10 protein-coding genes and 4 pseudogenes are annotated in these 13,386 nt (G+C 67.0%); 7 read left to right on the top strand and 7 right to left on the bottom strand.

The window, feature by feature from the left end; all coding sequences use genetic code 11:
* Positions 1–23: 23 nt before the first annotated feature.
* The 5 genes and pseudogenes from ACSJDS_RS19970 (at position 24) to zapE (ending at position 6,297) form a co-directional block, all read left to right on the top strand.
* Positions 24–1,097, top strand: a complete 1,074-nt coding sequence (locus tag ACSJDS_RS19970; protein WP_473034751.1) for an arginine N-succinyltransferase — start codon at positions 24–26, stop codon at positions 1,095–1,097.
* A complete protein-coding gene (astA, locus tag ACSJDS_RS19965; RefSeq protein ID WP_473034750.1) occupies positions 1,097–2,143 on the top strand; it encodes an arginine N-succinyltransferase in 1,047 nt (348 codons plus the stop codon). The genes ACSJDS_RS19970 and astA overlap by 1 nt, the downstream gene beginning before the upstream one ends.
* Positions 2,143–3,609 (top strand): annotated as a pseudogene (gene astD / locus ACSJDS_RS19960) (succinylglutamate-semialdehyde dehydrogenase). Before astA ends, astD begins: the two are co-directional and overlap by 1 nt.
* 2 nt (positions 3,610–3,611) lie before the next feature.
* A pseudogene (gene astB / locus ACSJDS_RS19955) lies at positions 3,612–4,973 on the top strand (N-succinylarginine dihydrolase).
* 145 nt (positions 4,974–5,118) lie between these two features.
* On the top strand, positions 5,119–6,297 hold the full coding sequence (gene zapE / locus ACSJDS_RS19950; protein WP_473034749.1) for a cell division protein ZapE: 1,179 nt from the start codon (positions 5,119–5,121) through the stop codon (positions 6,295–6,297).
* Here zapE and ACSJDS_RS19945 read toward each other — a convergent pair.
* The 4 genes and pseudogenes from ACSJDS_RS19945 to ACSJDS_RS19930 form a co-directional block, all read right to left on the bottom strand.
* Complete coding sequence (locus tag ACSJDS_RS19945) at positions 6,287–6,883, bottom strand: putative adenosine monophosphate-protein transferase Fic (protein ID WP_473034748.1); 597 nt, start codon at positions 6,881–6,883, stop codon at positions 6,287–6,289. The genes zapE and ACSJDS_RS19945 overlap by 11 nt on opposite strands.
* A gap of 20 nt (positions 6,884–6,903) precedes the next feature.
* Positions 6,904–7,065 carry a YhfG family protein gene (locus ACSJDS_RS19940; RefSeq protein ID WP_473034747.1) on the bottom strand — a complete coding sequence of 54 codons (162 nt, stop codon included), beginning with the start codon at positions 7,063–7,065 and terminating at the stop codon, positions 6,904–6,906.
* 154 nt (positions 7,066–7,219) lie between these two features.
* A pseudogene (locus ACSJDS_RS19935) lies at positions 7,220–8,264 on the bottom strand (SPFH domain-containing protein).
* An 11-nt stretch (positions 8,265–8,275) separates the two neighbouring features.
* Positions 8,276–8,772 (bottom strand): annotated as a pseudogene (locus tag ACSJDS_RS19930) (NfeD family protein).
* A gap of 169 nt (positions 8,773–8,941) precedes the next feature.
* Here ACSJDS_RS19930 and ACSJDS_RS19925 point away from each other — a divergent pair.
* On the top strand, positions 8,942–9,685 hold the full coding sequence (locus tag ACSJDS_RS19925; protein ID WP_473034746.1) for a DUF21 domain-containing protein: 744 nt from the start codon (positions 8,942–8,944) through the stop codon (positions 9,683–9,685).
* The gene (locus ACSJDS_RS19920; RefSeq protein WP_473034745.1) at positions 9,655–9,897 is read left to right on the top strand and encodes a hypothetical protein; all 243 of its coding nucleotides are present in this window, start codon (positions 9,655–9,657) and stop codon (positions 9,895–9,897) included. Before ACSJDS_RS19925 ends, ACSJDS_RS19920 begins: the two co-directional genes overlap by 31 nt.
* A 124-nt stretch (positions 9,898–10,021) precedes the next feature.
* Here ACSJDS_RS19920 and proX read toward each other — a convergent pair whose 3' ends face one another.
* From proX to ACSJDS_RS19905, 3 genes are read right to left on the bottom strand one after another with little or no spacing between them, the layout of a single operon-like run.
* A complete protein-coding gene (gene proX, locus ACSJDS_RS19915) occupies positions 10,022–11,059 on the bottom strand; it encodes a glycine betaine/L-proline ABC transporter substrate-binding protein ProX (RefSeq protein ID WP_473034744.1) in 1,038 nt (345 codons plus the stop codon).
* Between the two features lie 36 nt (positions 11,060–11,095).
* Positions 11,096–11,989 (bottom strand): ABC transporter permease, encoded by an 894-nt coding sequence (locus ACSJDS_RS19910; RefSeq protein WP_473034743.1) that lies wholly within the window; start codon positions 11,987–11,989, stop codon positions 11,096–11,098.
* Positions 11,986–13,242, bottom strand: coding sequence for a quaternary amine ABC transporter ATP-binding protein (locus ACSJDS_RS19905; protein ID WP_473034742.1), 1,257 nt, complete (start codon positions 13,240–13,242; stop codon positions 11,986–11,988). The genes ACSJDS_RS19910 and ACSJDS_RS19905 overlap by 4 nt, the downstream gene beginning before the upstream one ends.
* Between the last annotated feature and the right edge of the window lie 144 nt (positions 13,243–13,386).

Below are 13,386 nucleotides of genomic sequence, written 5' to 3'. Positions count from 1 at the left end.
ACCCACGACTCGGAGATCCAGCCATGATGGTGGTACGCCCCGTGCGGCCGGCCGACCTGCCGGCCCTGGAGCGGCTGGCGGGCTGTGCCACGCCGCGCCTGACCAACCTGCCGGCCCATCGCGACCGCCTCGAGGAGCGCATCGCCCGCTCGCGGCAGGCGTTCGCCCGTGAGGTGGACTTCCCCGGCGACGAGCACTACACCTTCGTGCTCGAGGATCTGGAGCGCGGCGAGGTGGCAGGCACCGCCACCATTCGTGCCGAGGCCGGCGCCAGCGAGGCCTACTACACCTATCGCCAGGAGACCCTGATCCACGCCTCCCAGCAGCTCAACGTGCGCCGCGAGGTGCAGACTCTGGCGCTCTCCCACGAGGTCTCCGAGGCGACCCTGCTGTGCGCCCTGTCCCTGGACCCGCGCTACCGCGGCACCAGCGCCGAGAGCCTGCTGCGCCGGGCCCGGCTAATGTTCATCGCCCAGTACCCGGAGCGCTTCGCCGACATCCTGGCGATGGCCTTTCCCGGCTACCTGGACGAGGCCGGCGAGTCGCCGTTCTGGAACAGCGTGGGGTGCCATTTCTTCGTGCGCGACTACCATGAGATCAACTACCTGGCCGGGGTGCGCTCGAAGAGCTTCATCGCCGAGGTGATGCCGCAGTTCCCGCTCTACCTGGCGCTGCTCACCCCCCAGGCGCGCGCCGCCATCGGCCGCGAGCACCCCGACCACGAGGTCGCCATGGCCGAGATGCTGGCCGAGGGATTCCTGCGCTCGCGCCACGTCGACATCTTCGATGCCGGGCCGGTGATCAAGGGCGAGCGCGAGCGGCTGGCCAGCTTCCGCCGTGCCGCCTGGCACCCGGTGCGGGTGCGCCCGGCACATTTGCTGCCCGACGCCGAGCCCGCCATGGTGGCTAACCAGCGCCTAGGCGACTTCCGCTGTGTGGTGGCGCGCTATGCGCTGTCGCCCACCGGCCAGCTGATGCTCTCGCCGGCCCATGCCGATCTGCTGGGCGTGGAGGAGGGGCGGGCGGTGCTCGCCGCTCCCCTGGCCCTGCCTGGCAGCGACGACGACGAGCCCGGATTCGACGAGGGGGAGCTGTGATGCGAATTCGACCGATCGCCGAAGGCGACCTGGCGGAGCTGCAGGCCCTGGCCCGGGAGACCGGCGTGGGCTTCACCTCGCTGCCCGACAATCGCGAGTTCCTGGCGGCCAAGATCGCCTCGGCGGTCGCCGCCTTCGAGGAGCGCACGCCGGTGGACCGGCGCAACTACTTCTTCGTGCTGGAGGACGAAGCCAGCGGCGAGCTGGCCGGCTGCTGCGCCATCGAGGGGCAGGTGGGACGCGAGGTGCCCTTCTACCACTACCGGCTGGGTACCCTGGCCCACTCCTCGGTGCAGCTCGACCTGCACCGCACCATCGATACGCTCTTCCTGAGCTCGGACCATACCGGCGATGCCGAGGTGGCCTCGCTGTTTCTGCGCCCACAGTATCGCGGCGCCGACCGTCGCCATCAGCGCAACGGCGCCCTGCTGTCGATGATGCGCTGGCTGTTCATGGCCGAGTTTCGCGACCGCTTCCCCGACAAGGTGCTGGCGGAGATGCGCGGGGTGTTCGACGAGCGCGGCAAGAGTCCCTTCTGGGAGTGCCTGGGCAGCCACTTCTTCCCGCTGGACTTCGACGAGGCGGACAGGCTGACGGGATTGGGTCAGAAGAGCTTTATCGGCGAGCTGATGCCCAAGTTCCCGATCTACACGCCCTTCCTCTCCGACGCCGCGCGGGCCTGCATCGGCCAGGTTCACGAGCATACCCGCCCCGCGCTGGCCATGCTCAAGAAGGAGGGACTGCGCTGGGAAGGCTTCATCGACATCTTCGACGGCGGCCCCACGGTGGAGGCCTACATCGACGACGTTCGCGCGGTGCGCCGGTCGCGCCGCTGCCGGGTTGAGATCAAGCCGGCCGATGAAGACCCGGCACAGCGCCCGCGGTGGCTGGCGGCCACCACCGGCATGGCGGACTTCCGCGCCGCCTGGGTCGCCGCCGGCCCCGACCAAGACGACATCATCACGCTCAACGCGCAGGAGGCAGAGCGGCTCGGCGTCGCCGCCGGCGATGCCCTGCGCGTCCTGGATACCGAGGAGACACCTTGATGAACGCCACGCAGCAGCTATTGATCGGGGACGCCTGGCAGGGGGCGAGGCGGAAGGCTTCACCAAGCGCGACCCGGTCTCCGGTGAGACCCTGTGGCAGGGGGCAGCGGCCTCCGATGCCCAGGTGGGCGCGGCGGCGGCTGCGGCCCGGGCCGCCTTCCCGGCCTGGGCGCGCACCCCCTTCGCCGAGCGCCAGGCGCTAGTGGAGCGGTTCCGCGAGGTGCTGGAATCCCACCGCGAGGACCTGGCCCGGGCCATTGCCGGCGAGACCGGCAAGCCGCTGTGGGAGGCACGCACCGAGGTGGGCGCCATGATCGGCAAGGTGGCCATCTCGCTGCGCGCCTACCAGGAGCGTACCGGCATGCGGGAGCGCGACCTGGGCGAGGCCCGCGCCGTGCTGCGCCACCGTCCCCACGGGGTGATGGCGGTGTTCGGACCCTACAACTTCCCCGGCCATTTGCCCAACGGCCACATGGTGCCGGCGCTGCTGGCCGGCAACACGGTGGTCTTCAAGCCCAGCGAGCAGACCCCGCTGACCGCCGACCTGGCCCTGGCCTGCTGGCAGGAGGCGGGCCTGCCGGCGGGGGTGATCAACCTGGTGCAGGGCGGCGCACCGGTGGGCCAGGCGCTCTCGGCCCATCCCGACATCGACGGCCTGCTGTTCACCGGCAGTGCCAAGGTGGGGGGCTGCTGCATCGCCAGTTCGCCGGTCAGCTGGACAAGATCCTGGCGCTGGAGCTGGGCGGCAACAATCCCCTGGTCGTCAAGGACGTGCCCGACCAGGATGCTGCCGTGCTGACCATCCTGCAGTCGGCCTTCCTCTCCGGTGGGCAGCGCTGCACCTGCGCGCGGCGGCTGATCGTGCCGGAGGGGCAGGTGGGCGATCATCTGCTCGATGCCTTGAGTGATGCCATGGCCCGGCTGCGGGTGGCCGGCCAGTTCGACGAGCCGGCGCCCTTCTACGCCGGCCTGGTTAGCCCCGGAGCCGCCGACGGCCTGCTCAAGGCCCAGGATGATCTCGAGGCGCTGGGCGGCACGGTGCTCTCGCGCATGGAGCGGCTGCGCGAGGGCACCAGCCTGCTGTCGCCGGCGCTGATTGACGTCACCGGCCTGCCGGTGCCCGACGAGGAGCACTTCGGCCCACTGCTCAAGGTGTATCGCTACCGCGACTGGGACGAGGCGATCGCCCTGGCCAACGACACCCGCTACGGTCTCTCCGCCGGCCTGATCGGCGGCGAGCGCGCCGACTGGGACGATTTCCTGCTGCGCATCCGCGCCGGGATCACTAACTGGAATCGCCAGACCACCGGCGCCTCCGGCGATGCCCCCTTCGGCGGCGTGGGGACAGCGGCAACCACCGCCCGAGCGCCTACTATGCGGCCGACTACTGTGCCTATCCGGTGGCCTCCATGGAGAGCGAGGACCTCCACCTGCCCGATCAACTGCCGCCGGGGGTGAGCCTGTGAGCATCGACGACCGCCAAGCGGACTACCGGGAGGTCAACTTCGATGGTCTGGTGGGGCCGACCCACAACTACTCGGGGCTGGCGCTGGGCAACGTGGCCTCCATGACCCACGAGGGGCTGGTGGCCAACCCCCGCGAGGCGGCGCTGCAGGGGCTGGCCAAGATGAAGGCGCTCAAGGACGCCGGCTACGCCCAGGGCGTGCTGCCGCCCCAGCAGCGCCCGGACCTGGGGGCGCTGCGTGCACTGGGCTTTGCCGGCAGCGACGCCGAGGTGTTGGCCCGGGCGGCGGGGAGGCGCCCCAGCTGCTGCGGGCGGTCTGCTCCGCCTCCAGCATGTGGACCGCCAACGCCGCCACCGTCACGCCCAGCGCCGACGCCGCGGACGGCCGGGTGCACTTCACGCCGGCCAACCTGCAGTCGAGCTTCCACCGCTTCCTGGAACCAGCCACCACCCGCCGGGTGCTGGCGGCGATCTTTCGCGACGAGGCCCGTTTCGCCCACCATCCGGTGCTGCCCGCCACCCCGGCGTTCTCCGACGAGGGGCGGCCAATCATACGCGCCTGGCCGGCGATCACGGCGAGCCCGGCGTGCACCTCTACGTCTATGGCCGCCAGGCTTTCGGCTGGGGCAGCGAGCCGGGGTGGCTCCCCGGCGCTTCCCGGCCCGCCAGACCCTGGAGGCGAGCCAGGCGGTGGCCCGCCAGCACGGCCTGACCGAATCGCAGACGGTATTCGCCCAGCAGCATCCTGAGGCGATCGACGCCGGCGTGTTCCACAACGACGTCATCGCGGTGGGCAACGGGCCGGTCCTGCTCTACCACGAGATGGCCTTCCTCGACGAGCAGGCTGCCCTCGACGAACTGCGCGCCAAGCTGGCCACGCCACTGATCCCGGTGCGGGTGCCCACCGAGGCGGTGAGCCTCGCCGACGCCGTGGGCTCGTATCTGTTCAACTCCCAGCTGCTCTCCAACCCCGATGGCACCATGACCCTGGTGGTGCCCGGCGAGTGCCAGGAGAACGAAGCGGTGTGGCGCACTCTTCAGGACCTGCTGCTGGCGGGGCCCAATCCCATCGGCGAGGTGGTGGTCAAGGACGTCAAGCAGAGCATGCGCAACGGCGGCGGCCCCGCCTGCCTGCGCCTGCGGGTGGTGCTCTCGGCGGCGGAACGCGCCGCGCTCACCGGCCGGGTACTGCTCGACGATGCCCTCTACGGCGAGCTCACCGCCTGGGTCGAGCGCCACTACCGCGACCGGCTGGCGCCCGCGGATCTCGCCGACCCGCAGCTGGCCGTGGAGTCGCTCAGCGCCCTGGACGAGCTCACTCGCATTCTGCAGATCGGCTCGGTGTATCCGTTCCAGCGGGGGTGAAGGGGCAGCCCCTGAGCCCCGGCCCGTCTGCTGGCGAGCCGGGGCTTTAACGATTATGGTGGAGCCTCACCGCTAAGGATGGTTTCAGGAGCCCCGGCATGACCGAAGCAGCCCGCATTGAGCGGCTGAGCGCAGACGCCGAGACATGACGGCTGTTTCACCGCTGGCGCTGTACCGCGAGGCGGTGGAGCGCCAGGGCTTCGTGACGGATGAGGCGCAGCGGACTGCCGCCGTCCGGCTCGACGCCTGCCACCGGGCGCTGCACGATAACGCCGCCTCAGATGGGTGCCAAGCCATACCCGGCGTCTATCTCTGGGGCCCGGTGGGGCGCGGCAAGACCTGGCTGATGGACGGCTTCCACCGACATCTCCAGGTGCCCGCCCGGCGCTTGCACTTCCACCATTTTATGCGCTGGGTGCACCAGCGCCAGTTCCAGCTGAGTGGCACCGCCGACCCACTCATCGCGCTGGCACACGAGCTTGCGGCTGAGGTGCGCGTGCTCTGCCTCGATGAGCTGTTCGTCAACGATATCGCCGATGCCATGCTGCTCGGCCGACTACTGGGCGCGCTGTTCGACGAGGGACTCGTGCTGGTGTGCACATCGAATCAGGCACCGGATGGGCTCTATGCCGACGGTTTCAACCGCGACCGCTTCCTGCCTGCCGTGGCGGCCATGAGGCGTTGCATGGAGGTGGTCGAACTGGATGGTGGGCAGGACCACCGGCTGCACCCAGGCAAGCCCTGCCAGCGCTACTGGGTGAGCGAACCCGGCCGCCCGAGTGTACTAGCGGCCGTTTTCGAGCGCTTGAGCGAGGAGGAGACGACGAGCACCGAGCCCAGCGCCGAGTTCATCGAGCTGGGGCATCGCCGGATTGCGGTGGAGCGGTGCAGCGAGCGGGTGGTGTGGTGCCGCTACGCTGAGCTGTGCGAGCAGCCGCTGGCCGCGCTGGACTTCATTGCGCTGGTCGACGAGTTCGACCATATCCTGCTCAGCGAGGTACCGCAGCTTAACGATGCCCATGCTCTGGGCGGCATCGCGCGTGGTACCGAGGATGGTATCGAGCGTGTCGAGGCCGGGGAGAGGGAGCTGCCGCCGCTCTCGCGCCGCGACGACGGCGTACGTCGTTTCATCGCCCTGGTCGACGAGTGTTACGACCGCCGCGTGCCGCTCTATGTGGAAGCCGAGGTGGCCATGGAGGCGCTCTATCCCCGGGGCTATCTCGCCTTCCCGTTCCGTCGCGCCCTGAGCCGCCTGCAGGAGATGCAGCTGGAAAGGTTTGGTGGACTACCTGCAAGCGGCTCAACCGACTACGTCATTCGGTAAGCGGCGCCCCGATACACTGCCTGAAAACCTCGATCATGGGGCCGTAATCGCAGTAGTAAGCAGCGATGTTGGCTCGAATCCACTCGTCCCGTTCCAGCCGGGCCCACGATATCTCGTAGCCGCAATTAATGATCAGATGCTCGAAGAGAATACGCTGCGCCCTGCCGTTGCCTTCCCGAAAGGGGTGCAGGACATTGAGATCGCCGTAGAACTCTGCGGCGGCAACTATCAAGTCGTCACGCTCAAGGTCTGTGTACCAGTTGGCTCGCACTAACTGTGTGAACAGCTTGTTGGCTTCCGGTTCAATGCGGTCGCAATGGCAAAAGCGCGTATCGCCTTTGGAAATATCTATGGTACGGATTTCGCCGGCCCAAGGATAAAGGTCACGGAAGAGCTGCCTGTGCAGCGCCTTGAGATAGTCAAAATCGTAGGGCGGGGGAGTGAAAGGAATCCCGTCGGCAGCAATGATCGTCAGCTCGCGTTCGGCTTCCTGCAGGATTGCATCGTCACGAATATCGAGGAGATTCTTGAAAACGCTGCTACCGTCGTAACAGTAGGGATCCTGGCCGACGCCGTACTTGTCCATGAAAACGGCTAGTGGCACGCTCAACGCTGGCGATATTTTTCCAGCGTGGCGGACTTGCTGGGCAGCGCGTGCAGTGGTGCATTGGGAGCCCTGAACCCTTCCAGGCGCAGGCTGGCCGCATAGTTGTGCTGCTTGACCTTGGCAAAATAGTCCTGCTTGGTCTTGAGGGATACCTTGGTCATGGGGATTGCCTCGAATTTTCCGATGCCCGTATTTTAACGTATATCGGCGCACGATGCTTCCTTCCCGAGCGCTAGTCGCTGTAGTCGGACCAGTCGCTGTCGCTGGAAAAGTGCCGGGACATCGGCCTGACAGCCGATGCCCAGGCTTCGAGCGTTAGCCGCTGGCCGCACCGCCCACCACGCCGCCGCGCAGGCCGCTTGCGTTGCCGCCGGCCTTGAGGTGGCTGGCCACGGCGTCCTCCGGCGAGCCGGCCATCTCGCGGAACATGCCCATGGAGCCCAGCAGCGCCGAGGATTCGTAGGGCACGAAGACGCGCTCGCCCTCCTGGGCCATGGTCGGCAGCGCCTTGATATAGCTCTGGCCGAGCAGGTAGCCCACTACGGTGCGCTTGTTCTCCTCGCTGTCGCCGATGGCGCCCAGCACCAGCTTGATCGACTCCTGTTCGCCCTGGGCACGCAGGATGGCCGACTCCTTATCGCCCTGGGCGTTAAGAATCGCCGACTCGCGCTGGCCCTGGGCCATGGCGATGGCGGCGGCCTTCTCGCCCTCGGCCTCGGTCACGGTGGCGCGGCGCTTGCGCTCGGCGGCCATCTGCAGGCGCATGGCGGACTCCACCTCCTCGGGCATGGCGATGTCCTGCACCTCGACCCGGGAGATCTTCACCCCCACTTGGAGGCGGGCTCCTCCATGGCCGCCTGGATCTCGTTGTTGACCTCGGCCCGGGACTCGAACAGCTTGTCGAGCTCCATCTTGCCCACCACCGAGCGCAGGGTGGTCTTGGCCAGCACCTCCACCGCCTGGCTCATGTTCTCGACCTCATAGACGGCGCGCCTGGGGTCGATGATCTGGTAGTAGAGCGCCCCGTTGATGCGCACCGTGACGTTGTCGGTGGTCACCACCGGCTGGCCGGGGAAGTCCATCACCGTCTCGCGGCGGTCGATGCGCGTCTCGTTGCTGGTGATAGCGTGGTACTCCTCGCCCATCTTGCGGTAGCGGATCATGGTGATGGCGCGGGGCTGGTCGATGAAGGGCACGATGATGTTGATACCGCTCTCCAGCACCCGGCTGAACGACCCAGGCGCTCGATCACCATCACCTCCGACTGGCGCACGATCACCAGCCCCTTGGCGATGATCAGGATGCCGATGACGACGACGATCAGGGCGATGAGCAGCCCCGGGCTGACGGGAAGGTCCATATCCATGTGGGTTACTCCGGGTCGTGGGTGGCGCGCTGGAAGGGCGCCGCCTGGGCGAGGCGAACGATGGCGGTGGTGCCGTCGAAGGCCTGAAAGATAACGGGGGTGCCTGCCGGCAGCTCGGTCTCGCCGCTTTCTCGCCCGCTTCGTCGGCGACGCGCAGGCGATAGAAGTCGCCGTTGATCTTGATGCCGGTGGCGCCGTCGAAGTCGCGTTTGAGGGTGGTATAGGTGTGGCCCTTTTCCACCCCGGTGCCGGTGGTGCCGTAGGCTACCCCGCGGGGCGAGAACCAGGGGCGGATCTTCCACACGGCCAGCGGCACCAGCACGCCGGACAAGACGCCCATGCCCAGCAGCTGCCAGGGCAGCGATAGCCCCAGGGTGGCCAGGGCGGCTGTGAGCAGGGCGGCTGCGGCCAGCGCCAGCAGCACCAGGCCGCCGGAGGTCAGCTCGGCCAGGCCCAGCAGCAGGGCGATGATCAGCCAGATGACGGCGGGATTCCAGTCCATGGGCATTCCGGGGTCGGCAAACACCCACGAGGGTAACCGGTTATGGCGCGGTGGGCTATGGTTGTCTGGATCAGGGCAGGGTGGGTGGGAACCACTGCCTCGACTGGATGATCGCGGATCGCGGTATGCTGCGCGTGCCACCTGACGGCTGCAAAGGAGCGCACCCGATATGACCCTGCTGAGCTGGATCGGTATTGTTCTGTGTCTGCTACAGTCGGCGCTGTTCTCGGGCCTCAATCTGGCGTTTTTCGCCATTGGCAAGCTCGAGCTGGAACTCGAGGCACGCAAGGGTAACCCGCGGGCTCAACGCGTACAGCGCCTGCGACAGGATGCCAACTTCCTGCTGGTGACCATCCTGTGGGGCAACGTGGCCGTGAACGTGCTGTTGGCGCTGCTCTCCGGCTCGGTGATGGGAGCGCTGGTCGCCTTTCTGTTTTCCACCGTGGTGATCACCCTGTGTGCGGAGATCCTGCCCCAAGCCTATTTTTCGCGCCATGCGCTTCGCATGGCGGCCTGGCTGACTCCCATGATCCGTTTCTATCAGCTGCTGCTATGGACAGTGGCGAGGCCTACCGCCTGGGGGCTGGATCGCTGGTTGGGCGCGGAGGCGATTCCCTACTTCAAGGAGCGTGATTTACACCAGCTGATCCGCTTGCATATGGAGTCCAACGAAACCGAGATTGATCGCGTGGAAGGGCGCGGTGCGATGAATTTTCTGACCCTGGACGATGTGCCGCTGGGCCGTGAAGGGGAGCCCTTGGCTTCCAACAGCATTATCTGCCTGCCCTTCGACGGGACAGGCCGGTGTTTCCCGCCATCCGTAGCACGCGGCACGATGACTTCCTGCGTCGCCTGCAGGCCTGTGGCCATAGCCGGGCAGTGGTGGTCGATGACGCCGGCGAGCCGCGGCTAGTGATCGATATCGACGCCTTCCTGAGAGCGGTGCTCTTCGGTCTGGGGCCGTTTTATCCGCTGCGCTACTGTCACCGACCCATCGTGGTACGAGATCCGGCGCTACCGCTGGGGGCAGTGATCGGACGCTTTCGGGTCCACTCGGAGCATCGCGAGGATGACGTTCTCGATGAGGACGTCATCCTGCTGTGGGGGAGGAGAAGCGGATCCTGACGGGGTCCGACGTCTTGGGCCGGCTGCTAAGGGGCATCGTAACAAGCGCCCCCGCCGAAAGGGCGGGGGCGTTGCGGGGCGTTTCGTGATGCCCCGGTGCCGCGACTGAGCGATGTGCCGATGCTTACTCGGCGGCGCTGCGGGCGGCGGCGAGCCACTCATCGACGGTGTCGCGGTTCTCGGCGATCCACTCGGCGACCAGCGGCCGGACCTGGGCATCGGTGAGGTCCTGCTCGTCCATGGCACCGTCCACTTCGCTGATCCACTCCAGGGGCAGGCGCACCTGGCGGAACAGCTCGGCGGCGGCCGGATTGGCCTCGAGGAAGTCGTTGTTGGCCGCCACCTGGATGTCGGCGGCCACGAAGCCCATCTCGATGGGGTCGCTGACCGCGCCTGCGACACCCTCGGCGCGCTCGGCCTCGTCCTCGACGATGCCCGGGGCGTTGATCCACATCACGTCCTCGCCGGGCACCAGGGAGAGCAGCCAGGCGCTGGGCCCCCAGGTGTAGTAGAGCGCCGGCTCGCCGGCCTGGATGCGCGACAGCGCCTCGGCGAAGTTGGCGGCGTAGCCGGCATCCACGTGGTTGATATGGTCGCGTAGCTCGAACTTATCGAGCATGGCATTGATGCCCTCGTGGCAGCCCCACCCCGGCGGGCAGCCGAATAGGTCGGCTTTGCCATCACCGGTGGCATCGAAAGCGGCCTTCACCTCGTCGCGGGTGAAATCCTCGATGCCGGTGATCTCATACTCCTCGATGGAGGGCGTGTCGGCCAGATAGCCCTGGATACCGCAGGCAGTGCAGAGCGGATCGAAGATGGTGGCGACCTCGTCGAAGTTGTCCGGCAGCTGCGGGCTGTGCAGCGGGAACCAGCCGTTAGGCCAGTAGTCGGCGTCACCCTCGGAGACCGCCAAGTAGGCCACCGGATTGGAGAGCGAGATCGGGGTCTGGACCTCATAGCCGAGCTCCTCGAGCAGCTCGACGAAGGCCCAGCTCACCGGTACCGCCGAGGTCCAGGTGGCCACGGCGGGCTGTACCGATACGCCCTCGCCGGGGCGCTCGGTGTCGGCCGCTGCCTGGCCGCCCAGCCCCAGCAGGCAGGCCGCCGACAGGGCCAGGGTGGTGTGCTTCAGCGGATGTCGATGGGTTGTCGTGTTATGCATGACATACCTCCTGTTCACGTTGCGGTGAAAGCGGGACTATTTGCCTTTTCCGGGCGCCTTCTCGCCCAGTCCCTGGGTGATGCGGTCCAGCACCATGGCCAGCAGCACGATCCCGATGCCGCCGACGAAGGCCTGGCCGATGTTGAGGCGCTCGAGCCCGGCGTAGACCTCCAGGCCGAGCCCGCCGGCGCCGATGATGGCGGCGATCACCACCATCGAGAGTGCCAGCATGATGGTCTGGTCGAGCCCTGCCATTACGGTGGGCAGGGCCAGCGGGAACTGCACCTTCCAGAGGATCTGGCGTGAGGTGGAGCCGAAGGCCTCGGCGGCTTCGATGTACTCCGTAGGCACCTGACGAATGCCCAGGTTGGTCAGGCGGATCATCGGCGGCATGGCGAAGATGATGGTGGCGATCAGCCCTGGCACGTTGCCGATGCTGAATAGCATCACCGCCGGCACCAGATAGACGAAGGGTGGGGTGGTCTGCATGATGTCGAGGATCGGCCGCATGCCATTGGCGAAGCGGTCGCTGCGCGAGCAGAGGATGCCCAGCGGCAGGCCGATGAGCATGCAGAACAGCACTGCCGTGGCCACTAGCGAGAGGGTCACCACCATGGCGTCCCACACGCCCATGAAGCCGACCAGGGCGAAGGCGATCAGGCTGAACAGCCCCACCCGCCAGGAGGCGGCCCGCCAGCCGATCAGGAAGATGCCGATCAAAAACAGCCCCGGCGGGATGGCCTGCAGAGCGGTTTGGATGACCTCCATCACGCCGCGCACCGGCGGGCTGAGGTAGGCGCGGAAGAAGTCGCGGAAGTTGCTCACCACCCAGTTGACCGCATCGGTGATCCATTGACGCACCGGCAGGGCGTCGAGCAGCCCGAAGGGGTCGGTGATCAGCTGGCGAAGCAGCTCGAGAAACTCGCTCATGAGCACGCCTCCTCCGTCGCCGGCTGCGACTCGCCGTCGGCGCTTGGCCCGCGCTTCTCGAGAATGCCACTGATCAGCTGGGGCTCGTCGATCAGTCCAATGACGCGGCCCTCGTCGTCGGTCACCAGCGTCGGTAGCGCGGTGCGGGTGCGGCCACGCAGCACCCGACGCAGGACAGTCTCGCGCGGACAGTGCATCAGCAGGTCCTCACGGCGGGCGCCGCGGGCCTCGCTTTCGAGCGCCTCATCGAGCGAGCGGATCTCGAGGCGTTGCTCATTCAGGCGGGCCTCGCGCAGCTGGCCCTGATCGTCCAGGCCATAGTGCAGCTCCGGCAGATCCTCGGCAGCGACAAAGCGCAGGCCGTCGGCCTCGCTCACCGTGGTGAAGGCCGGGCTATCGAAGGGCAGGGCAATGGTGCCGGCGGTGATGACCCCGGTGGGGTCGGCGTGTTCGACGAAGCGGGCCACGTACTCGGTACGCGGGTTGACCAGAATCTCCTCGGGGGTGCCGAGCTGGATGATCTTGCCCTCTTCCATGATGGCGATGTGATCGCCGATATGCATGGCCTCGTCGAGGTCGTGGGTGATGAACAGGATGGTGCGGCCCAGCTGCTGCTGGATCTTCTTCAGCTCCTGCTGCATGTTGACCTTGATCAGCGGATCCAGCGCCGAGAAGGGCTCGTCCATCAGCAGCACCCCGGCGTCGGTGGCCAACCCCCGAGCCAGCCCGACCCGCTGCTGCATGCCGCCCGACAGCTCCGACGGGTAGGCCTTGCCCCAGTCGCCCAGGCCGACCATCTCGAGCATCTCCTGGGCGTGGCGGTGGCGTTCGTCACGCGACTTGCCCTGGACCTCCAGCCCGTAGGCCACGTTGTCGAGCACGCTGCGATGGGGGAAGAGCGCAAAATTCTGGAAGACCATGCTCATGTGGTACTTGCGCAGCATGCGCAGACGCTCACCAGAGAGCTGCGTGATGTCGATCTCTCCCTCGTCGGGATGCTGGAAGAAGATGTGTCCGGCGGTGGGTTCGAAGAGCCGGTTGATGCAGCGAATCAGGGTGGATTTACCGCTGCCCGAGAGGCCCATGATGACGAAGATTTCGCCGGACTCGACGGTGAAGCTGACGTCGTGGACCCCCACGACCTGGCCTGTCTCGGCCTGAATTTCGCTTTTTCCCTTGCCCGACTCCAGCAGCGGTAGCGCCGTTTCTGGAGTCGGGCCGAAGACCTTGGTGACGCCTTCTGCGCGTATCAAATCGGAGCCTCCTGCGCCTTTTAGCACTGTTATCCCGAGTTCTATCGGGGGCGTGCCTTGATGTTCAAGGACTCAGCGAGCCTGCTCTTAACTCCCTAATGGTAAAGGGTAGCGTAAATTTTTCTGCCTGCATGATCCGCTTCA

Source organism: Halomonas sp. SL18_1 (genome assembly GCF_055755715.1).
The sequence above is the reverse complement of the archived record's forward strand: the minus strand, read 5'-3'. Positions and strand labels throughout refer to the sequence as shown.